Here is a 20,965-nt window from a genome sequence, read left to right on the forward strand (position 1 = left end):
ATCACCAGCACGGAGCTGAACGCCATCGCTTTCGCCGGGCGCCTCAGGATCGGCGGCGGCTTCAGCGGGCTGACCTTGCCGCCAAGCGGCGCCGGCGGTTCCTCGGTCCAGGTCACGGCGCCGCTCGACCTGACCGCGCTCAGCATCGGCACGCTCGACCTGCGTGGCACCGCGGTGACGCAGGCGGCGGCCGGCGCCGGCATCACCGTCGGCACGCTGGAGGCGACCGCGGGCAGCGGCGGCCTGCTGCTGGACGGCGCCGGCAACGTGATCACCACCATCGGCGACGTCACCGCGGCCGGCAACAGCACGCTGCGCGTGGATGCCGGCCTTGCGCTCGACGGCGCCATCGGCCTTGGCAGCAACACGCTCAACCTTCGCACCGACGGCACGGTGACGCAGCCGGGCGGCACGGTCACGGCGGCGCTGGATGTGCGCGGCGCGACTGGCGCCAGCGCCGGCGCGATCACGCTGGAGCAGGCCAACGAACTTTTCGCCTTCGCCGCGGAGTCCGTGGCTGCGATCAGCCTGCGGTCGGAGGCCGCCGCCGGGCTCTCGGTGGGCGCCGTCACCGGCGCCGCCGACATCCGCATCTTCGCCAGCAGCCCGACGAGCGGGGCGGTCAGCGTGGATGGCGCGGTGGTCAGCACCGGCGCCGGGATCGTCCGCATCGAGACGCCGGCACCGCTCTCGGTCGCGGCGACCGGTTCGGTCACCTCCGGCTCGCTTGCCGGCGCCGATGCCGGGCGCGTGCATCTCTGGGGCCAGAGCATCGCACTCGCCGGCGCGGTCGAGGCCGGCAACCGGGTGAGCCTTGCCGCGCTCGGCGGCAGCCTCGACAACACCTTCGGCGCCGCCACGCCGGCCACCATCACGCAGAGCGGCGCCGGCATCGTCAGCACGCGACGCCTCGCGCTCTTCGCCAGCGGCGACGCGACGCTCCGCCTCGACAACCAGGTTGACAGCATCGGCGCCTTCACCAACGGCGCGGTTTCGCTGCGCTCGGTGCGCAATCTCTCGATCGCGGCGGCGGTCGAGGCGCCGCGCGCGGATGATCTCGGCCAGATCAACACCGGCGCCGGCATGGACGCCCTGTCCGGCAACATCGCTCTCAGCGCGCCGACGCTGACGATCGACAATCCCGTGGTGGCGACAAGTGGCGACATCGCGCTTACCGCCTTCGGGCCGGGTAGCGCCATCACGCTCGCCGGCGGCTCGCTGGCAGCGAGCGCGGCGAACCGCACCATCACGCTGACCGCCGATTCCATCGATCTCGGCCTGGTGTCGGCCGTCACCGCCAACGCGGCCAGCGGCACGGTGGTGCTGCAGCCCTTCACCAATGCGACCAGCCTGCTGGTGGACGCCACCAGCGGCCTCGGCCTGGTCACGGCGCGCACCCTCTCGCTGCGCAGCCTTGGCAATGGCGGCGCACTGACGCCGGGCGCGGTGCAGATCTCCGGCGTGCTGGCACTGGCCAATGTCGGCGTGCTGGACCTGCAGGGCGCGAGCGTCGCGCAGACCGGCGGGACGCTCTCGGTCGGCGCAGTCACCGGTGCCGCGAGCGCCGGCGGCTTCGTGGTGAACCAGGCCGGCAACCAGATCGGCACGCTCGGTGCTACGAGCGCGACCGGCGGCGTGGTGCGGGTGGCCAGCGGCACGGCGATGACGGTGACGGGCCCGGTGACCGGGTCGGCAGGCGTGGAGCTCGGCGCGCTCTCGCTCACGGTGGACGGGACCATCACGGCGACGACGGGCAATGCCGTATTGACGGCGAGTGGCGGCGACATCGACGTCAACGCGGCGGTCGCCGCCACGGCCGGCGATGTCACGCTCACCGCGACGCTGGGCGCAATCCAGATCGATGCGGCGGTCGGTGCGGGCGCCGACCTCACGCTTCAGGCGCTGAACGATATCGCACAGACTGCGCCGGGCGTGCTGACGGCGAACGGCGTCGGCAGCGAGCTCAGCGCGACATCGATCGTTGGCTCCGTGACACTGGCAGCGGCGGATAACCAGCTCGTCGCCGCCACTGGCTCAGCTAATGGCGACTTCGACCTGCGCAGCCTCGCCGCGCTGACATTGAACGGGGTGTTCGCGGGTGGCGCGGTGGATGCCGCCGGCGCCTCGCTGACCGTGGCTGGCGCAGTCACGGCCAGCACCGGCGGCGCGAGCCTGGCCGCGACCACCGGCGCGCTGCAGATCGATGAGCAAGTGAGCGGGGCCGGCGGCATCACCCTGGCCGCGCAGACCGACATCGCGCAGAGCGTAACCGGCCTGCTGGTCGCCGGCGGCGGCCTCGGCGCGCTCTCTGCCACGGCGACGACGGGCGAGGTGGATCTGGTTCTGGCGAGCAACCAGGTCGGGTCGGTTGCGGGCTCCGCGGGCACGGATTTCGCGTTCCGCAGCGTGACCGGTCTGACGGTCGGCAGCGTCGCTGCGGACGACAACATCACCGTCACAGGGCCGGGCCTCAGCGTGACCGGCCCGGTCGTCGCGACCAGCGGGAACGTCGCCTTGACGGCCTCGACCGGCGGCATAGACGTGAACGGTGTGGTCACCGCCACGGCCGGCGACGTGACGATGAGCGCGACTACCGGCGGCATTCAGCTGGATGCCGCCGTGACCGCCGGCGACGACATCACGCTCTCGGCGCGTGATGACGTGGCGCAGACCGCGCCCGGCGTGCTGAGCGCGGCGGCCGGAACCGGTGCACTGAGCGCAACCTCCTCCAGCGGCGCGGTCGCGTTGACCTTCAGCAACCGGATCGGTGCGGTCTCCGGCTCCGGCAGCAGCGGCTTCGCATTCCGCAGCCTTGACCCGCTGACGGTCGGCGCGGTCTCCACCGTGTTCGGGCCGGTGCAGGTCACCGGCGCCTCGCTCACCGTCACGGGCCCGGTCTTCTCCGACTCCGCGGACATCACGCTTACCGCGACCACCGGCAGCATGGCGGTGAACGGCTCGGTGTTCACCGCGCCGGGCGTGGTCACGCTCGACGCTGCCGCCGGCGGCATCCAGATCGACGCGACGGTGAACGGCGGCAACGGCATCACGCTGACAGCGCAGAACGACATCGCGCAGGGTGCAGTGGGCGTGCTGACGGCCGGCGGCTTCACCGGCGGGCTCATCGCCACCTCGACGGCTGGCGCGGTGGACCTGACCGCGGCGGCGAATGCAATGGGTGGCGTCTCCGGCGCGGCCGCGAATGGCTTCGGCTTCCGCAATACAGTGCCAATGACAGCGGGCCCGGTCACCGCATCGGGCGGCGACATCCTGCTGGTGGCGCCGAACCTGAACGTCAACGGCCTGCTGCAGGCCACGGCCGGCGATGCGGCCGTGACGCTGGTGGCCGACGTGCTGACGCTGGCCGCCAACACGGTCTCCGCCGGCTCGCTGGCCGATCCCGGCCAGGTGACGATCACCCGCGTCAACGATGGCACGCTGGCAGTCGGCGGCAGCAATGGCGCCGGCGTGACGGCCGTGAACACTGCGGGGATCGCGCGCGCGGACACGGTGCAGGTCGGTGGCGGCTTCGATGCGGGCAGCATGACGGTCAGTGGCAACGGCAGCCACGCCGTCACGCTGGCCGGCGTCAGCAGTCTGACCGGCCGGGCCGATGTGCTGGACCTGCGCGGCACCGGCGTGACGCAGACCGCGGGCACCCTGGCGGTCGGCGAGCTGCGTGGCACCGCGACGGCGGGCGACTTCCTCGTCAACCTGGCGGGCAATTCAATCTCCACGCTCGGCCCGATCAGCGCCACGGCCGGCGCGGTGCGGATCAGGAGCGGTTCGGTGCTGACGCTGGATGGCGACATCACCGCCCAGGACGAGATCGCGCTGACCGCGCCGGGCCTGGTGGTGAATGGCGCGCTGGACGTGACGGCGGGCGACCTTTCGCTGACCGCAACCAGCGGTGATCTGTTGCTGAACACCGCGATGACCGCGCCCGCGGGCAACGTGAACCTCACGGCGACCGCCGGCGGCCTGCAGATCGATGCGGCGGTGACGGCGGGCAGCGGCATCTCGCTGGTGGCGCTGAATGACATCACGCAGACCGTGGCGGGCGTGCTGAGCGCAGACGCCGGCGCAGGCACCTTGACGGCGCAGTCCACGCTCGGCGCGGTATCGCTGACAGTGGCCGACAACCTGGTGGGCAGCGTCAGCGGCAACTCGAGCGGGAGCTTCGCGCTGCGCAGCACCACCGGGTTGACGGTGGGCGCGGTGGCCGCGGGTAGCGGCGTCACCATCACCGGTCCGGCGATCGCGGTGAACGGCACGGTGCTGGCCGGCACCGGCGATGTCGCGCTGGAGGCGCTGACCGGCGACCTAGACGTGAATGCGGGCGTGACGGCGACGGCCGGCGCGGTCGGGCTAACAACCGATGCCGGCGCGATCCAGATCGACGCTGCCGTCACGGCGGGGACGAGCATCACGCTCTCCGCACTGAACGACGTGGCGCAGACCGCGCCGGGCGTGCTGACGGCCAATGCCGGCGTCGGCGGGCTGGTGGTGGATTCCACCGCCGGAGCGGTGGCGTTGACGCTTGCCGCCAACCAGATCGGGTCGGTGTCCGGATCCTCGGATGGTAGTTTCGCGCTGCGCAGCGTGAACGCTCTCAGCGCCGGTGGCGTGACGGCGGGCAGCGGGATTGCGCTCACCGGCTCATCGCTGACCGTGACAGGCCCGTTGGCGGCGAATGGCGGAGACGCGGCGCTGTTGGCTACGGTGACCGGCATCGCGGTGAATGGCGACGTGACAGCAACGGGTGACCTCATGCTAGAGGCCACCAGCGGCATCACGCAGTCTGCGGGCGGCGTGCTGATCGCCAATGGCGGCAATGGCGCTCTGTTGGCGAACGCCGCGCTCGGCAGCGTTGGGCTGGCCGCCGCAGACAACCAGCTGGGTGCAGTCAGCGGCTCGGCAGGCGACGACTTCGCCGTCCGGAGCACTACCGGCCTCATGGTCGGCGCAATTAATACGGGCGGCGGGGTTGCCGTCACCGGGCCCTCCCTGACCGTCTCCGGACCTCTGATCGCGAACTCGGGTGATCTGTCGCTTACCGCTTCGACTGGCACTATCGCGATGAACGGCGCGGTCCAGGCGACCACGGGCGTGGTGTTCGTGCGGGCCGATCTCGGATCTATCGCGATCGCTGCGCCGGTCACGGCCGGCGACCGGATCCAGCTTAACGCGCTTGCCGCAATCACCCAGGGAGCGGGCGGTGTGCTCACAGCTGGGGCGGGCGGCCTCTCGGCGGCAGTGATGGGCGGCGTCATCGAACTCGATGTTGCCGACAACGTCGTGAGCCTTATCAGAGGCGGGGGCGGCCAGTTTGCATTCCGTAGCGTAAGCGATCTGACGGTTGCGGACGTGGCCGCATCTGCGGTGCATATCGAAGGTCAGGCGCTGACAGTGACCGGGTTGGTTACTGCCGGTGTCGGTGACATCCGTTTGACCGCGGCAGGAAGCCTCATCCACTCCGGGACCGTGATCGCGGCCGGAGATGTGACGCTGGTGGCTTCAGGTGGCGCTCTGCTGCTGAACGGCACGGTGACGGCGACGAGCGGCAACGTTGCAGCCACGGCGACCAGCGCTGGAGTCCAGATCGGAGCGCCCCTGACGGCGGGGCAAGACATCGCGCTCTCGGCGCAGGGCGATGTCACGCAGGCGGCCACAGGCGTACTGGCCGCAAATGGCGGCGCCGGCGCCTTGCAGGTGGACTCGGCGACAGGCGTCGTCACGCTGCTCGACGCGGACAACCAGGTCGGCTCGATATCCGGCTCGGCCGGCACCGACTTCGCCTTCCGCAGCGTCACGGGCCTGACGGTCGGCGCCGTCACCGCGGGCGGTTCGGTGACGATCATCGGCCCGGGCCTCGCCATCACCGGGCCGGTCGCGGCCAATGGCGGCAATGCCACGCTGGCGGCGTCCGGCGCCGAAGTCGCGGTGAACGGCGCGGTGACGGCCGCGGGCGCCGTGGATGTGAGTGCGGCCGCCGGCGGCATCGAGACGGCCGCTGCGATCACGGCCGGCACCGAGGTGACCCTCACGGCGCGCGACGACATCGCCGTGAACGGCGCGGCGACCGCGAATGCCGGAAATGTCGATATCATGTCCAGCCAGGGCGGCATCCGGTTTGAAGCCGTGGTGAACGCCGCCGGCGACATCATCCTGCTGGCCCGCAACGACATCGCGCAGGGTGCCGCCGGCGCGCTGGTCGCCGATGGTGGCGCAGGGGCGCTGGAGGTGAACTCTACGACCGGCGCGGTCCAGCTCGGTGCTGCCGACAACGCCGCGGCGTCCATCACCGGCTCCGCCGCCGGCGGCTTCGCCTTCCGAGGCGTCACTGCGCTGACGGTCAACGCCATCGCGGCGAATGGCGGCGACATCGCCATCCAGACGGTCGGTGCGCCGATCCTGCTGAACGGGCCGCTCGATGCCTCCGGCAGCATCGCGGTGACCTCAGGAGGCAGCATGACGGTGCCCGGCACCACAGTGCTGGCGCGCGGCGGCGATGCGGAACTGCGCAGCGCCGGCGACCTCACCGCCACCGACTCGCTCGTCACCTCCCCGGGTACGATCACCCTCGCGGCGGAAGGGGCGGGCGCGATGCTGCGGCTTGCCGGCGGCACCTACACCGCCGAATACATCGTGCTGACCGCGGGCCCTGCCGGCGACGGAACGGCGACGGCCAGCTTCTCCGGCGGCACCTTCCGCCTCGGCACCGCCATGCTGGTTGCTGCCGGCGGCGGCGTGGGGCTGGAAACCGACCTGCCGGCCACCGTGACGCCGCAGAACCCAGGCGAATTGCCGCTGATCTTCCTCGACACCAGGCGGATATCGACCGCGCTCCGGGGCCTGAACCCGACTGTCTTCGCGCCGGCGACCCGCGACGACCCGGCGCTGCAACCGAACGAGCAGATCTGGCAGGTGTTCAATCCTCGCCGCAGCCTGCCCGGCAATGCACGGCTGGTCGGCCTGGCTGATGGCAGCGGCCTGGCGACCTCCGCGCCGGCGGGCGAGTTGATCGTCAACCTGGAAGCCGGCGAGGCCGGGGTGTTCTTCCTGCTCGATGGCGGCACCGCGACCGGCACCATCGTCGCCGGCCGGCTCGGCGTGCATGGCCAGCCGAGCGACCTCCGGCTGGATGGCGACCTGGTGGTGGACCTTACCGGCGAGCTTGCCGGCATCAGCGGCAGCGCCGCGGCGCGCTTCGGGCGGGTCGCGACCAGCAACCCGGCCGACCAGGGCCGCTATCGCTTCGACAATTGCGTGCTCGACACCATCAACTGCGTGCTGCCCTCGCTGGCGCAGCCGGTGGTGCTGCCGCTGTCGAACCGCATCGACATCCGCGCCGATGCGCCGCAGCTCGACCCCGACGTGCTGCTGCCGAACATCGCCGAGGAGGACTACTGAGCCATGTCCGCCCGCGCCGCCCTCCTGCTCGCCGGCCTGGCCGTCGCCGGCTGCACCGCGCCCCCGCCCGAGGCGTACACCAGCCTCGGCGCGTCCCGCAGCGCCGAGTCCCGGCCGGCCGGCGCGGATTCGCGCGGCGAGAGCTGCATCGCCCAGGCCACTCGCCCGCCAGCGCTCGATGCGCCGGTGACGGCAGCGCAGGACGTGTTCTGTGGCGGCTGGACGCAGCCCTCGGCGCGCCTCTTCACCCTGCGCGCCCCCGCCACGCCTGCCGATCTCGACCGGCTTGCGGCCGGCGGCGTCTGGCGGCGCCAGCTGGATGAGCGCGTGACCTGCGCCGCAGCGGAGCAGACCCGGCTGGTGGACGGCACCGCGGCGCGGCTGCTGCGCTGCACCCGTCGCCAGGGCGGCTGGCCGCATCTGGCGCTGGTCACCGCCGGCACCGAGGGCGTGGTGGTGGCCGACGGCATCCCGAGCGCGCTGCCGGTGATGGAGCGCCTGGCGCGCGGCATCACCGCCCCCGCCGCCGGCGCCGGCGCCGCGCGGTCGGAGGCGCTGCAGATCGAGGTGGTGCGGCTGGCCGCGCGCGCCTTCGGCTCCAACGACATCCGCGACTACGAACGCGCGATGGCGCTCGGCCAGGAACTCAACATGGCCGAGGATTATGCCGGCGCGGAGGATGCGTACCGTGCTGCGCTGGCAGTGCAGGAACGCGTGATCGGCGCCGACAATCCGAACACCGCCGGGCCGCTGATGCACCTGGCGATCAACCTCTCCAACCAGCAGCGCTTCCGCGAGGCGGATCTGCTGTTCGAACGTGCCGGGCGGCTCGCCGGCAGCGCCGCCGACCCCGTGGTGCCGGCTCGGCTGCTGCATTATCGCGGTCTGCACGCACTGAACCAGGGCCGGAACGCCGAGGCAGGCGAGCTGCTGGCGCGCGGCGAGATGCTCTACCAGGGCTTCATCCCCGCCAGCCTGCTGGTGCAGGGCGGCTTCGATGGCCTGTCAGGTGCCGAGCTCTCCAGCCCCACGGCGCAGAGCGCGCTGATGGGCCTGGCCGAGGTGCGCCGCGCGCGTGCCACCGTGCTGGCCCGCACTGGTGACGGGGAGGAGGCGCTGGCGCTCAACCGCAGTGCCCGAGACCTGCTGCGCCGCGTCAGCTTCGATCGCGGCGCGATCACCGGCCGGTCGCTGCGTACCGATGCGGCGGCACTGGGCGCGGGCGACGACCCGCAGCGCGCCGGTGCGCTACTGGAACAGGCGGCGGCGCGCATCGGCCAGGCCGCCCCGGGCCAGCAGCGCAGTGAGGCGCGCACGCTGTTCCTCGCCGGCCAGCGTCGGCTCGAAGCCGGGCAAGCGGAGTTGGCGCTCGGGAATTTCCGCGCCGGGGCCGAGATCCTGCGCGACCGGCGCCTCTCGCTAGAGCCCGCGCAGGTGCTGGCCTATCTCGATGCGCTGTCGGCGCAGGCGGGCCGCGATGCGGCCGCCGCGCCGGCGCTGCAGCGCGAGATGTTCGCCGCCGCGCAATTCGCGCAGCGCGGCCAGACGGTGCGCTTCGTCACGCAATCCGCGGCGCGGCTGGCTGCCGGCGGCAGCGACAGCCGCGCAGCCGAAGCGGTGCGCCGCCTGCAGGACCTCGACCGCGAACTGCGCGAGCTGTTCGCCGAGCGCGACGGCATGGCCGCGGGCGCCAGCCCTGCCGCACGTGCCGAGCTCGATGAGCGGATCAGCGCGAAGCTGCGTGAGCGCGACGACACCGAAAGCGAGGTCGCCGCCGCGGCCCCCGGCTACCGCCAGCTGCTGCTCGGCACCGTCAGCGCCGAGGATGCGGCGCGCGTGCTCGGCCCGCGGGAGGTGATGGTGCAGATCCTGCTCGGCGACGAGCATGGCTACAGCCTGGCGGTGCGCGCGGATGGCAACGTCACCGCGCGCCGCATCGCGATCGGCGATGCCGGCGCGGCGGCGCTGGTCGCGCGGATGCGCGCCGGGGTGGACCAGCCCGGCACTGTGCGCAGCTTCGACACCGCGGCGGCGCATGAGCTCTACACGAAGCTATTCGGCCCGGTCGCGACGGCGCTGGAAGGGGTGGAGCAGCTGACCGTCATCCCCGATGGCCCGCTGCTGTCCATCCCCTTCGGCATGCTGCTCGCCGAGCCCGCGGATCCGGCGGCACTCGGCCGTGCCGCGTGGCTGATCCGCCGCCACGCCATTGCGCATGCCACCTCGGCGCAGGCGGTGGTGACGCTGCGCAATGCCGCGCCGGCCTCCGCCGCACCGCGCGCCTATGTCGGCTTCGGCGATTTCGAGCCGCCGAGCGCGGCACAGCTCGCCCGCAGCTTCCCCGCCGATCGCTGCGCCCAGGACGCACGCCTGGCCGGCGGCCTCGTGCGCCTGCCCGGCACGCGGGAGGAGGTGCGGATCGCGGCCCAACTCGCCGGCGGCGGCGCAGGGGCCACGACCTATGGCGCGGCCTTCACCCAGGCGGCGCTGCGCACGGCGCAGCTCGACCAGCACCGCATCATCCACCTGGCGACGCATGCGCTGCTGCCCGGCGAGCTGAGCTGCGTGCAGGAACCCTCCGTCGTGCTCTCCGCGGCGCCCGGCGCGGCGGATGCCTCCTCCGCCTTCCTGCGGGCGAGCCAGCTGCTGGACCTCAAGCTGGATGCGGACCTGGTGATCCTGTCGGCCTGCAACACGGCGGGCCCTGCTTCGGGTCTCGCCGGCACGACGGGCAGCGCGGGCGAGGCGCTGTCGGGCCTCGCGCGGTCCTTCTTCTATGCCGGTGCGCGGGGGCTGCTGGTGACGCATTGGCCGGCGGTGGACCAGGCGGCGGCGATCACCGTCGCCGACACGATGCGGCGGCAGGAGGCCGGCGCGGACTCCGCCACCGCGCTGCGTGGCGCACAGCTGGTGCTGCTCGACGAGGCCGGCCGCAGCCTGCCGGAGTTCTACGCACATCCCTATTACTGGGCGGGCTTCGCGCTGATCGGCGACGGCCGCCGCGGCGGCCGGCCGGCGCGGGTGGCGGCGCTGTAGATCTGGCCGCGGGGCGCGCCGCCTTCGCGGCTCCCACCGGGCTGGTCTATGGTCCGCGCGAGATGCGCGGCGCGGCTGCGCGCGCCGCCACGGACCGGGGAGGATCACGCCCATGCCGCTGAACGACGCCACGCGTGACAAGCTCAGGAAGGTCAGCACCGCGACGGTCGCGACCGCGCTGTTCAAGCGCGGCTTCCGCAGCCAGATGATCCAGGGCGCGTTGCCGCTGCACAAGCCCGCCGAGAGCATGGTCGGCGAGGCGGTGACCGTGCGCTACATCCCGGCGCGCGAGGATCTCAATACGCTCAAGGTATTCAAGGATCCGAACCATCCGCAGCGCAAGGCGGTCGAGAACTGCCCGGCCGGCAAGGTGCTGGTCTTCGACAGCCGGAAGGATGCGCGCGCCGCCTCGGCCGGCGCGATCCTCGTCGGACGGCTGAAGGCGCGTGGCGTCGCCGGCGTCGTCACCGATGGCGGCTTCCGCGATGCGGCGGAGATCGCCGCACTCGGCATCCCGGCCTACCACCAGCGTCCCTCGGCGCCGACCAACCTGACGCTGAACCACGCCATCGACATGGACGTGCCGATCGCCTGCGGCGACGCGCCGGTCTTCCCCGGCGACGTGATCCTTGGCGACGCGGACGGCGTGATCGTGATTCCCGCGCACCTCGCGGAAGAGCTTGCCGAGGAAGCCACCGAGATGACGGCCTATGAGGATTTCGTCGCCGAGAAGGTCGCCGAGGGCCGCAGCCTGGTGGGGCTCTACCCCGGCACCGATCCGCGCAACATGGAGGAGTTCAAGGCCTGGCGGAAGGAACGCGGGCGCTGACAGGCCCGCCTTCCCCCGCCCGGATGCTGCCTATGCGCCCTGCAACTCCACCTTCTCCTCGCCCTCCGCCGCGTGGTGGAAGTTGGTGCGCTGGTAGCCGGTCATGAAATCGGGATAGGTGATCGGCGGCTGCCGGGCCGGGCCGCCATCGGCGGTGATCGGCGCCATCACCGCGTCGTAGCTGGCATCGTAGAAGAACGGGATGGCGTAGCGCTCTCTGCCGGAGCGGTTGATGACGCGGTGCGGCGTCGCCATGAAACGGTTGTCGGTCCAGCGGCGCAGCATCATGCCGCCATTGATCAGCAGCGCGCCTTCGGGTGCCGGCGCATCCACCCACTCGCCGGAGGACAGCCGCAGCGACAGGCCCGGGATGCGGTTCTGCGCCAGGATGGTCATGAAGCTGGTGTCGAGATGCGGCGCGATGCCGAACTCGTTCTCCGGCGCGGTCGGCTCCTGCTGCGGGTAGTGCGACATGCGGAGCGTGTACATCGGCTCCTTGAAGAAGGGCGCGAAATAGTCCGCCGGCTTGTCGAGTGCGCGGGCGTAGATCGGCAGCAGGCTCAGCGCGAGCCCCTCGAAGGCGTCGCAGGTGGCGAGGATCTGGTCGCGGAAGCCGGGCAGGTTCGGCCACATGTTGCGGCCGCGGAAGCGGACATTGGCGACCACGTCGGGATGATTGGCCGGCCGCTCCCGCTTGAAGAACACCGCCTCGTTCGCGTTGGGCAGGGCAACCTCGCCGACCGCGTTCACCCGCGTCGTCGCGCCGCGCATCGGCATATAGCCGATGTTGTGCTCGTTGATCTTCATCGCGAGCTTCGCTTCCAGCGGTTGCGCATGGAAGCGCTCCGCCTCGGCGAAGGCGGCATCGAGCAGCGACTGCGGGATGCCGTGGTTGCGCACGAAGTAGAAGCCGACCTCGGTGAAGGCATGGCGCAGCTCCGCGCCCAGCCGATCGAGCGCGCCTGGCTCGCCGGCGCGCAGCGGGCCGAGATCGAGGACGGGAATGGATTCGCTCATCGTCGCATTTCTCCTGAGCCGGTGCGTCGCGGCGCGCCGGCCGTCGTGAACAACAGATCAGGTGGGCAGCAGGTTGAGCTTACGCAGCACCTCGCGTTCCTCCTCCATGGTGCGCTTCATCGCCTCGCGGTAGGTGTCGCCGTCGCTCAGCAGCAGCGGCTGGTTCACCCGTTCGAGGAACTGCAGATGCGCCGGCTCTTGCGCCGCGGCGCGGAAGGCGCCGGCGAGGGTGCGCACCACCGCGGGGTCCATGCCCGCCGGGCCGATGAGGCCGCCGGGGCTGTCGGCCACGACTTCGATGCCGAGTTCGCGCAGCGTCGGCACATCGGGGAAGGCGCGGGCCCTGGTCGAGGTGTAGATCGCCAGCAGGCGCAGCTGGCCAGCCTGCACCATCGGCGCCCAGCCGGAGGATTCCGAGGCGAAGTCGATTTCGCCACCGAGCAGCGCGCGTAGCGTGTCGGCCGTGCCGCGATAGGGCACATGCGTCCAGCTGAGGTCGCTCTGCAGCCGCACGCGTTCCATCGCCAGGTGCTGCGTGGAGCCGGTGCCGAGCGTGCCGTAGTTCATCCGGCCGGGATTGGCGCGCGCATGCGCCAGCAGGTCGGGCAGGGTGCGCCAGGGTGCATCCGCCCTTACCACCACGCCCATCACGAAGCCGGTTATCTGAAGGATGTAGGTGAGGTCATCGATTGGGTGATAGGGCGGGCGCGGGTTCATCAGCATCTGCCGGATGACGCCCATGTGCATCTGCGAGACCGTGTGCCCGTCCGGCCGTGCTTCCTTCAGCGCCATCGCGCCCAGGATGCCGGCCGCGCCCGAACGGTTCTCCACCACCACCGGCTGGCCGAGCTGGCGCGAAACCGACTCCGCCATGATGCGGAACCCCACATCGGCCGGCCCGCCAGCGGTCCACGGGATGATCAGGCGGATTGGCCGATCCGGAAAGCGCGGCTGCGCGATGGCGGGCAGGGGCAACATCGCAGCGGCGAGAAGCGCGGTTCGGCGGGTGATGCGGATCATGTCTATGGCCTCCCAGAAAGCCAAGTCTGACCCCATCACCGGTGGAGGGACAAGTCCTCCGCCGCGTCGTTGAAGGGCGTGTGACCTACTCCGCGGTCAATCCGGCGCCGCGCGCCGCTCTCACGACGCCAGTTCGCGGATCGGGCTGCCGGCCAGATAGGCCTCGATCGCCTCCACCGCGCCGTGGAAATAGGCGGTGTAGTTCTGCGTCGAGACATAGCCGAGATGCGGCGTCAGCATCGTGTTCGGGCAGGACAGCAAGGGATGCGAGGTGGGGAGCGGTTCCTCGTCGTACACGTCGAGCCCCGCGCGCACGCGCCCTTCCTGCAGCGCGGCGACCAGCGCCGGCTGGTCGATCAGCGGGCCGCGGCTGGTGTTGACGATGATCGCGCCCGGCTTCATCCGCGCGAGGTCCGCCGCGCCGACGATGCCGCGGGAGCGGTCGGACAGCACCACATGCAACGTCACCACATCGGCGCGCGCGAACAGCTCCTCCTTGCTCACCAGTTCCGCACCAACGGCTGCGGCCTTCTCGGCCGTGAGGTTCTGGCTCCAGGCGATCACCTGCATGCCGAAGGCCTTGCCCACCGCCGCGACACGGGAGCCGAGCTTGCCCAGGCCGACGACGCCGAGTGTCAGCCCGCCAACCGCTGTGCCGACGCTGGTCTGCCATCGCCCGGCGCGCAGCGCTTCCTGCTGCGCCGGGATGTCGCGCAGCAGGTTCAGGATCAGACCCCAGGTGATGTCCACCGTCGGCGCGCCGGCGCTCGGCGTGCCGCAGACGGTGATGCCGCGCGCCTTTGCGGCGGCGACGTTGAAGGAGAGGTTGCGCTCGCCGGTGGTCATCAGGAGCTTGAGATTCGGCAGCCGCTCGATCAGTTCGGCGGGGAGGGGGGTGCGCTCGCGGATGCCGAGGATGGCGTCGAAGGGCAGAAGGCGCTGCACCAGCGCCTCGCGGTCCTTCAGCGTGTCGCGGAACACGTCCACCTGCAGCGTCGCCGGCAGCCGCGACCATGGCCCCATGGAGAGGGCAACACCCTGGTAGTCGTCGAGGATCGCCAGCCGCGTCAGCGTGCCCATCTCTGTCTCCTGGTTCCGGAACCCTGGCCCGCTTTGCGGCGGGCGTCGGGCGGCGTCAACCGGCAGGCGTCACCACCAGCGCTGCGGCGGCTTTGCGGAGTGCATCCGGCAGGGGGGTGGGCCGGGTCTGCGTGGCGCGGTCCACATAGACGTGCACGAAGTGGCCGTCGGCGCTCGCCACCTCCTCGTCTTCGCGGAAGATCGCGATGCCGTAGCGGATGGAGGTGTTGCCCAGCCCCTCCACCCGCAGCCCGGCCGTCACCGTCTCCGGGAAGGCGATGGGCGCATGATAGCGGCAGAGCGTCTCCACCACCACGCCGATCACCGGGCTGTCGGTCAGGTTGATCGCGCCGGAGCCGAGCAGGAAACGCGCGACCACCGTGTCGAACCACGAATAGTAGGTGACGTTGTTGACGTGGCGGTAGACGTCGTTGTCCATCCAGCGCGTCGGGATCTCCAGGAAGTAGCGGTACTCCGCGCGGGTCGGGCGGGGCTTGCTCACGCCAGCGCTTCCTCCTCGATCGCGCTGTCCACGCAGGCCTCGAAGCCCGGTCTGCGCGCGATGGCGCCGGCACCGAGCATCGCGGCTTCCAGCATCTCGAAGGCACCGCGCGGGAAGCGCGGCGTGGTGGCCCAGATGCCGAGCGACCGGTAGCGCGCGATCGCGCGCTCCAGCATCGCGCGGTCGGTGCCTTCGAAGAAGGGCGCGACTGTCGCGGCGATCTCGGCGGCGGTCGCGGCGTGCAGCCAGGCCTGCATGGAGGCGAGGCCGCGCACCATGCCGCGCATTGCTTCGCGCTTGGCGGCGATGATCTGCTTCGTCGCGTAGAAGGCGGTGTAGCTGGTCGGCCCGCGGCTGGCCTGCGCGTACCACACCTCGCCGCCCTGCGCCTCCAGCCGGCCAACGAACGGCTCGAAGAGCTGCGCGACATCGAGCGTACCGGCCGCCACCGCGGCCACGTTCTCCGCCATGGTCCGGCCGGTGACGGTGCGCAACACGGCTGGATCAATGCCGGCCAGGCGCAGGTCGTGCTGCAGGCACCACCAGGGCGTCGGCACCTCGCTCACCACCCCGAGCGTCAGGCCCGACAGATCGGATGGCTTGAAGCCCGGCCGCTTGCCGCGCCCGACGAGGAAGAAGGGATCGGCCATCACCACCGCGCCGAAGCTGACCAGCGGGCTCTCGGGGTCCCGCGCATGTTCGCGGATCATCCGCATCGGCCCGCTCCAGGCGAGGTCTGCCGCGCCGGAGAGCAGGTTGCCCATGGCGCGGTCGGGGTCGCCCACGGTGATCAGCGTCACCTCGACGCCGGCACGGGAGAAATCGCCGCGCGCCAGCGCCGCATAGAAGGGCGTGTAGAAGACGGCGCGGAAGGGTTCCTGCAGGGTGATCGCGGCCACATCGCTCTCCGGGTCTGGCGTGGCGCGGAGATTGCATCCATATCGGCTTCCGCGAAACCCAGGGGGATGAACAACATGACCGTCCATCGTCGCGCGCTGCTCGGCGCGATTGCTGCCACGCCGTTCGCCATGCCCGCCCTGGCGCAGGCACCGCGGCCGTTGCGGGTGATCGTGCCCTTCGGCGTCGGCGGCCTCACCGACGTCGTGGCGCGCATCCTGATCGAGTACATGTCGCCGATGCTCGGCCGCCCGATGGTGGTGGAGAACCTGGGCGGTGCCGGCAGCACCATCGGCGCGGCGGCCGCGGCGCGCGCGGCGCCGGATGGCAGCACCATCATGGTCGGCAGCGTCGGCCACACCGCGATGAAGGCGCTCTACGCGAACTTCCCCTTCGACCCGATCGAGAGCTACACGCCGGTCGCGCTCGTCACGCGCCAGCCCTTCGTTTTGGCGGTGCATCCCGGCGTGCCGGCGACCGATGTGCCGTCCTTCCTCGCCTGGCTGCGCAGCAGGAACGGTGAGGCCAATCTCGGCACCGCCGGCATCGGCGCGACCAGCCACCTCTCGGCGGAGCTGCTGCGCAAGCTGGCGAATGTCTCCTTCACCGTGGTGCCGTACCGGACCACGCCGCAGGGCGTGTCCGACCTCACCGCGGGGCGCGTGGACTTCATGGTGGACAGCCAGACGCTGCTGGCGCCGCTGATGGCCGACAACCGCGTGCGCGGCCTGGCGGTGACCACTGCGCAGCGCAGCTCGATGCTGCCGCAGCTGCCGAGCCTCGCCGAGGCCGGTGTCGCCGGCTACGACAGCTCCGCCTGGAATGGCATCTACGCGCCGGCCAAGACCGCGGACGCCGCCATCCGCCCGATCGCCGAGGCTGCCGCCGCCGCGGTGCGGGACCCGGCGACGAAGCAGCGCCTGGCGCGGGCCGGCGTGGACGTGTTCGATGACAACTCGCCAGAGGCCCTGGCGCGCCACCTGCGGGTCGAGGTCGCGAAGTGGGGCGAGCTGGTGCGCAGCCTGAACATAAGCGGGGGGTGAGGCGGCGGCCGTCCGAGTCGCACCTCGCGTGGCAGGTGAGGTCCGGCGGCCAATGTCATTGTTTTCGTAACATCCATTGAAGAAGGCTTCGCCGCCGCGGGGGGCACGGCTATAGACCGCATGAGCCCCCCGAGTGCGAGACCCACCGCCGCGATGTCCGCCGCGTCCAGGCCCAATGCCCCCCGCCTAGAGCCGTTCCGGCTCCGCGGGGCCAATTTCAACCTGCTGGTTCTCCGCCTGCTGGATCACCGGGCGGAGGCGGTGGTGCCTGCGCTCGGCGACCAGTTCCGGCGCGCGCCCGGTTTCCTGCGCTTCGCGCCCATCGTGATCGGGCTGGACGATATCGGCGCCCGGCCGGAGGAGGTGGATTTCGCCGCCCTGGTGCAGGGCCTGCGCGCGATCGAGATCGTGCCGGTCGGCACCACCGGCGGCACGCCGGAGATGCGCAACGCCGCCATGGGCGCCGGCCTGCCGCCGCTGCGCGTCGCCGGCGGCAAGGAGAGCGACGTGCCGCTCGCCGAGCCCGTCGCGGCCCCCGCTGCACCGGCCCCGATGCCGGAGGCCGCCCCGCCCCCAGCCGCGCCGGACCCGCAGCCGCAGGGGCTGGTCAGGCCCGCGATGCTGGTGGACCAGCCGGTCCGCGCCGGCACGCGGATCTGGGCGCAGGGCACCGACCTGATCGTGATCGGCACCGTCAATCCGGGCGCCGAGGTGATCGCCGATGGCAATATCCACGTCTATGGCCGGCTGCTCGGCCGTGCGATCGCCGGCGGCCAGGCGGAGATGGGGGCGCGCGTCTTCGCCACGCATTTCGACCCCGAACTCGTCTCCATCGCCGGCTACTACGCGGTGCGGGAAGGTCTCGGGGATGCGCCGATCGGCAAGGCGGTGATGGCGCGGCTGGTGGGCGAACACATGCGGTTTGACCCGCTGGCCTGAACGGCAAGCAGGGCTCCAGGGGAATAAGGCAGGGGGTTGTCATGGCGGAAGTGATCGTCGTCACGTCGGGGAAGGGGGGGGTCGGCAAGACCACGAGCTCGGCCGCCTTCGCCACAGGCCTCGCGCAGCGCGGCAAGAAGGTGGTGGTGATCGATTTCGACGTCGGCCTGCGCAACCTCGACCTCATCATGGGCGTCGAGCGGCGCGTGGTGTTCGACATCGTCAACGTAATCCAGGGCGAGGCCCGGCTCAACCAGGCGCTGATCAGGGACAAGCGCGTGGAGGGCCTCTCGATCCTTCCCGCGAGCCAGACGCGCGACAAGGACGCGCTGACCAGGGAAGGCGTCGGCAAGATCATCGAGGAGCTGGCGAAGGACAACGACTACATCCTGTGCGACAGCCCCGCCGGCATCGAGAAGGGTGCGCTGCTGGCGCTCTACTTCGCGGACCAGGCGGTGGTGGTCACCAACCCCGAGGTCTCCTCGGTGCGCGATTCCGACCGCATCCTGGGCGTGCTGCAGTCCAAGTCGAAGCGCGCGGAAGAGAAGCGCGAGGCGGTGAAGGAGCATCTGCTGGTCACCCGCTACGACCCGGCCCGGGTCGAGAAGGGCGAGATGCTGAAGCTCGACGACATCCGCGAGATCCTGGCGATCCCGCTGCTCGGCGTGATCCCGGAAAGCGAGAGTGTGCTGCGCGCCTCGAACACCGGCACGCCGGTGGTGATGGATGCCGAGAGCGTGGCCGGCCAGGCCTACAAGGATGCCGTCGGCCGCTTCCTCGGCGAGAAGGTGGAGCATCGTTTCATCGAGCCGCAGAAGAAGGGGATCTTCTCGCGGCTGTTCGGCGGGAGGGCCGCGTGATGAGCTGGCTCGACTACTTCAGGGCGCGCAAGGCGGAGCCGTCGGCGACCGCCAACCAGGCCAAGGAGCGGCTCCAGATCGTGCTCGCGCATGAGCGCATCGGCCGCACGCGGGAGGATTTCCTGCCCAAGCTGCAGCAGGAGATCGTGGCAGTGGTGGCGCGCTATGTCGCGATCGACCCGGGCAAGGTGAATGTCTCGCTCGACCGCGGCGGCGACATGTCCACGCTGGAGATCGCGATCGACCTGCCCGGCCCGCAGGGCGAAAAGATGCGCGCGGCAAGCTGAGACCGTCCCCTCTCCCGCACTGGCGGGAGAGGGGCGCCGCACCGCCCGCTACAGGTTCGCCCCGCGCAGCGCGGCGATGACCGCCTCCGTTACCTCTACGGTCGTCGCCTTGCCGCCGAGGTCGGGCGTCAGTACCTCGCCGCGTTCCGTCACCGCTTCCACCGCGCGCATCACCCGCCGTGCGGCCTCGCCCTCGCCGAGGTGCTCCAGCAGCATCGCCCCGGTCCAGAACGAGCCCAGCGGGTTGGCGATGCCCTTGCCGGTGATGTCGAAGGCCGAGCCGTGGATCGGCTCGAACATCGAAGGCCGCTTGCGGGTCGGGTCGATGTTCCCCGTCGCGCCGATGCCGAGCGAGCCCGCCAGCGCCGAGGCCAGGTCCGAGAGGATGTCGGCGTGCAGGTTGGTGGCGACGACCGTGTCGATCGTCTCCGGCTTCATCACCATGCGCGCGGTCATCGCGTCCACCAGCATCTTGTCCACGGTAAGCTCGGGGAACTGCGCGGTGACCTCGGCGCAGACTTCGTCCCACATCACAAGGCCATGCCGCTGGGCGTTGGACTTGGTGACGACCGTCAGCTTCTTGCGCGGCCGCGTCATCGCCAGCTCGCAGGCATGGCGGCAGATCCGCTCGACGCCGGCACGGGTGAAGACAGCAACATCCATGCCGACCTCGATCGGCAGGCCGCGATGCGCGCGCCCGCCGACGCCGGCATATTCGCCCTCGGAGTTCTCGCGCACGATCACCCAGTCGATCCGCCGGCCCAGATCCTCGCGCAGCGGGCCGACGATGCCGGGCAGCAGGCGGGTGGGGCGGACATTGGCGTACTGGTCGAAGCCCTGGCAGATCGCCAGCCGCAATTCCCACAGCGTGATGTGGTCCGGGATGTCGGGTGCGCCGACGGCGCCGAAGAAGATCGCGTCGAAATCCTTCAGCCGGTCGAGCCCGTCCGCCGGCATCATCCGCCCGGTGCGGCGATACATCTCGCTGCCCCAGTCGAACTCCTGCACGTCGAAGGCGAAGCCGCCATCGGCCTCGGCTGCGGCGGCGAGCACCCGGCAGCCGGCGGCGATCACCTCCGGCCCGATGCCATCGCCGCCCATCGCTGCGATCCTGTGCCTGCGCATCTGCAACCCTCCTCAATCGACGCGGGTCTAACAACCGGCCCGCGGCGCGGCAATGCGCCTCAGATCTCCCACTGGAAGCCGTCGATCTTGATGTCCTGGCCGGTGATGAAGTTCGGCTGCTCGCAGGCCAGGAAGGCGACCACCCGTGCCACGTCCGCCGGCTTGCCGACGCGACCGAGCGCGATCTTCTTCGCCAGCTCCGCGCCGCGGCTCTTCGTCAGGGTGTTGCCGAGCTCGGTCTCGATCACGCCGGGGCAGACGCAGTTGATGGCGATGTCCGGCCCCAGCTCCTTCGCCAGCGCCCGCGTCATGCCGATGATGCCGGCCTTCGCGCTGGCATAGGCGAACTTGCTCACCGCGCTGGTCACGCCGCCGGTATGCGCGTTCAGCGAGGACATCGAGACGATCCGCCCACCACCGTGCCTGCGCATCAGCGGCACGAAGGCCTGGATGTAGTTGAAGCAGGATTTCAGGTTGATCGCGATGGTGCGGTCGAACTCCTCTTCCGAGCAGTCCAGGATGGTTTTGGGGTTGGACTTGCCGGCGTTGTTCACCAGCACGTCGCAGCGGCCCCATTGCGCCTCCACCTCCGCCGCGATGCGCTTCGCCGCGGCATGGTCCGCCACATCGGCCTCGAAGGTCAGCACGCGGGCGCCCATGCCTTCCAGCTCACCCTTGGTGCGGCTCATCTCCGGCGCCAGCAGGTCCACCAGCACCAGGTCGCAGCCGCGCTCCGCCAGCGCATGGGCGCAGCCACGGCCGATCCCGCGCGCGCCACCGGTCACCACCGCCACCTTCCGCATCTTGTCCACCTCTCCAGCCTTGCTGAGGCTATCCTCAGGCCGCCGCGGCCGATTGCCAAGCCGCAGCGGATAGGCACATACCGGCCGACCGCCGGTACCGGCGAAGGGCTCGGC

Annotated in this window: 14 protein-coding genes; 7 read left to right on the plus strand and 7 right to left on the minus strand. The window is 71.1% G+C overall.

The window, feature by feature from the left end; all coding sequences use genetic code 11:
• Window positions 1-75 precede the first annotated feature (75 nt).
• The 3 genes from ACESM1_RS23785 (at window position 76) to ACESM1_RS23795 (ending at window position 11,278) form a co-directional block, all read left to right on the plus strand.
• Window positions 76-7,413, plus strand: a complete 7,338-nt coding sequence (locus ACESM1_RS23785; protein WP_372623708.1) for a hypothetical protein — start codon at window positions 76-78, stop codon at window positions 7,411-7,413.
• A gap of 3 nt (window positions 7,414-7,416) precedes the next feature.
• Window positions 7,417-10,449, plus strand: a complete 3,033-nt coding sequence (locus ACESM1_RS23790; RefSeq protein WP_372623709.1) for a CHAT domain-containing protein — start codon at window positions 7,417-7,419, stop codon at window positions 10,447-10,449.
• Window positions 10,450-10,561: 112 nt separating this feature from the next.
• Window positions 10,562-11,278 (plus strand): ribonuclease activity regulator RraA, encoded by a 717-nt coding sequence (locus tag ACESM1_RS23795; protein WP_372623710.1) that lies wholly within the window; start codon window positions 10,562-10,564, stop codon window positions 11,276-11,278.
• A gap of 30 nt (window positions 11,279-11,308) precedes the next feature.
• Here ACESM1_RS23795 and ACESM1_RS23800 read toward each other — a convergent pair whose 3' ends face one another.
• From ACESM1_RS23800 to ACESM1_RS23820, 5 genes are all read right to left on the minus strand, one after another.
• A complete protein-coding gene (locus tag ACESM1_RS23800) occupies window positions 11,309-12,295 on the minus strand; it encodes an isopenicillin N synthase family dioxygenase (protein ID WP_372623711.1) in 987 nt (328 codons plus the stop codon).
• A gap of 57 nt (window positions 12,296-12,352) precedes the next feature.
• A complete protein-coding gene (locus ACESM1_RS23805) occupies window positions 12,353-13,315 on the minus strand; it encodes a tripartite tricarboxylate transporter substrate binding protein (RefSeq protein WP_372623712.1) in 963 nt (320 codons plus the stop codon).
• A gap of 120 nt (window positions 13,316-13,435) precedes the next feature.
• Window positions 13,436-14,395: a D-2-hydroxyacid dehydrogenase family protein gene (locus ACESM1_RS23810; protein ID WP_372623713.1), complete on the minus strand. Its 960-nt coding sequence runs from the start codon at window positions 14,393-14,395 to the stop codon at window positions 13,436-13,438.
• A 55-nt stretch (window positions 14,396-14,450) separates the two neighbouring features.
• Window positions 14,451-14,897 (minus strand): acyl-CoA thioesterase, encoded by a 447-nt coding sequence (locus ACESM1_RS23815; protein WP_372623714.1) that lies wholly within the window; start codon window positions 14,895-14,897, stop codon window positions 14,451-14,453.
• Window positions 14,894-15,796, minus strand: a complete 903-nt coding sequence (locus ACESM1_RS23820; protein ID WP_372623715.1) for an ABC transporter substrate-binding protein — start codon at window positions 15,794-15,796, stop codon at window positions 14,894-14,896. Before ACESM1_RS23820 ends, ACESM1_RS23815 begins: the two co-directional genes overlap by 4 nt.
• A 75-nt stretch (window positions 15,797-15,871) precedes the next feature.
• Between ACESM1_RS23820 and ACESM1_RS23825 the strand changes: the two genes are divergently transcribed.
• From ACESM1_RS23825 to minE, 4 genes are all read left to right on the plus strand, one after another.
• Window positions 15,872-16,837, plus strand: a complete 966-nt coding sequence (locus ACESM1_RS23825) for a Bug family tripartite tricarboxylate transporter substrate binding protein (protein WP_372623716.1) — start codon at window positions 15,872-15,874, stop codon at window positions 16,835-16,837.
• Window positions 16,838-16,990: 153 nt separating this feature from the next.
• Window positions 16,991-17,776 carry a septum site-determining protein MinC gene (gene minC / locus ACESM1_RS23830; protein ID WP_372623717.1) on the plus strand — a complete coding sequence of 262 codons (786 nt, stop codon included), beginning with the start codon at window positions 16,991-16,993 and terminating at the stop codon, window positions 17,774-17,776.
• Window positions 17,777-17,817: 41 nt separating this feature from the next.
• The gene (gene minD / locus ACESM1_RS23835) at window positions 17,818-18,636 is read left to right on the plus strand and encodes a septum site-determining protein MinD (RefSeq protein ID WP_372623718.1); all 819 of its coding nucleotides are present in this window, start codon (window positions 17,818-17,820) and stop codon (window positions 18,634-18,636) included.
• Window positions 18,636-18,923: a cell division topological specificity factor MinE gene (gene minE, locus ACESM1_RS23840; protein WP_372623719.1), complete on the plus strand. Its 288-nt coding sequence runs from the start codon at window positions 18,636-18,638 to the stop codon at window positions 18,921-18,923. The genes minD and minE overlap by 1 nt, the downstream gene beginning before the upstream one ends.
• A 48-nt stretch (window positions 18,924-18,971) precedes the next feature.
• Here minE and ACESM1_RS23845 read toward each other — a convergent pair whose 3' ends face one another.
• Entirely contained in the window at window positions 18,972-20,048 is a 1,077-nt protein-coding gene (locus ACESM1_RS23845; protein ID WP_372623720.1) for a tartrate dehydrogenase, read from the minus strand.
• Window positions 20,049-20,107: 59 nt separating this feature from the next.
• Entirely contained in the window at window positions 20,108-20,851 is a 744-nt protein-coding gene (locus tag ACESM1_RS23850; protein WP_372623757.1) for an SDR family NAD(P)-dependent oxidoreductase, read from the minus strand.
• Between the last annotated feature and the right edge of the window lie 114 nt (window positions 20,852-20,965).

The organism is Falsiroseomonas sp. (assembly GCF_041690465.1).
Classification (GTDB): Bacteria; Pseudomonadota; Alphaproteobacteria; order Acetobacterales; family Acetobacteraceae; genus Falsiroseomonas.

Coding starts and splice junctions, on each gene's coding strand:
- ACESM1_RS23790 (WP_372623709.1), top strand. CDS start 7,417: ATGTCCGCCCGCGCCGCCCTCCTGCTCGCCGGCCTGGCCGTCGCCGGC.
- ACESM1_RS23795 (WP_372623710.1), top strand. CDS start 10,562: ATGCCGCTGAACGACGCCACGCGTGACAAGCTCAGGAAGGTCAGCACC.
- ACESM1_RS23800 (WP_372623711.1), bottom strand. CDS start 12,295: ATGAGCGAATCCATTCCCGTCCTCGATCTCGGCCCGCTGCGCGCCGGC.
- ACESM1_RS23805 (WP_372623712.1), bottom strand. CDS start 13,315: ATGATCCGCATCACCCGCCGAACCGCGCTTCTCGCCGCTGCGATGTTG.
- ACESM1_RS23810 (WP_372623713.1), bottom strand. CDS start 14,395: ATGGGCACGCTGACGCGGCTGGCGATCCTCGACGACTACCAGGGTGTT.
- ACESM1_RS23825 (WP_372623716.1), top strand. CDS start 15,872: ATGACCGTCCATCGTCGCGCGCTGCTCGGCGCGATTGCTGCCACGCCG.
- minC (WP_372623717.1), top strand. CDS start 16,991: ATGTCCGCCGCGTCCAGGCCCAATGCCCCCCGCCTAGAGCCGTTCCGG.
- minD (WP_372623718.1), top strand. CDS start 17,818: ATGGCGGAAGTGATCGTCGTCACGTCGGGGAAGGGGGGGGTCGGCAAG.
- minE (WP_372623719.1), top strand. CDS start 18,636: ATGAGCTGGCTCGACTACTTCAGGGCGCGCAAGGCGGAGCCGTCGGCG.
- ACESM1_RS23845 (WP_372623720.1), bottom strand. CDS start 20,048: ATGCGCAGGCACAGGATCGCAGCGATGGGCGGCGATGGCATCGGGCCG.
- ACESM1_RS23850 (WP_372623757.1), bottom strand. CDS start 20,851: ATGCGGAAGGTGGCGGTGGTGACCGGTGGCGCGCGCGGGATCGGCCGT.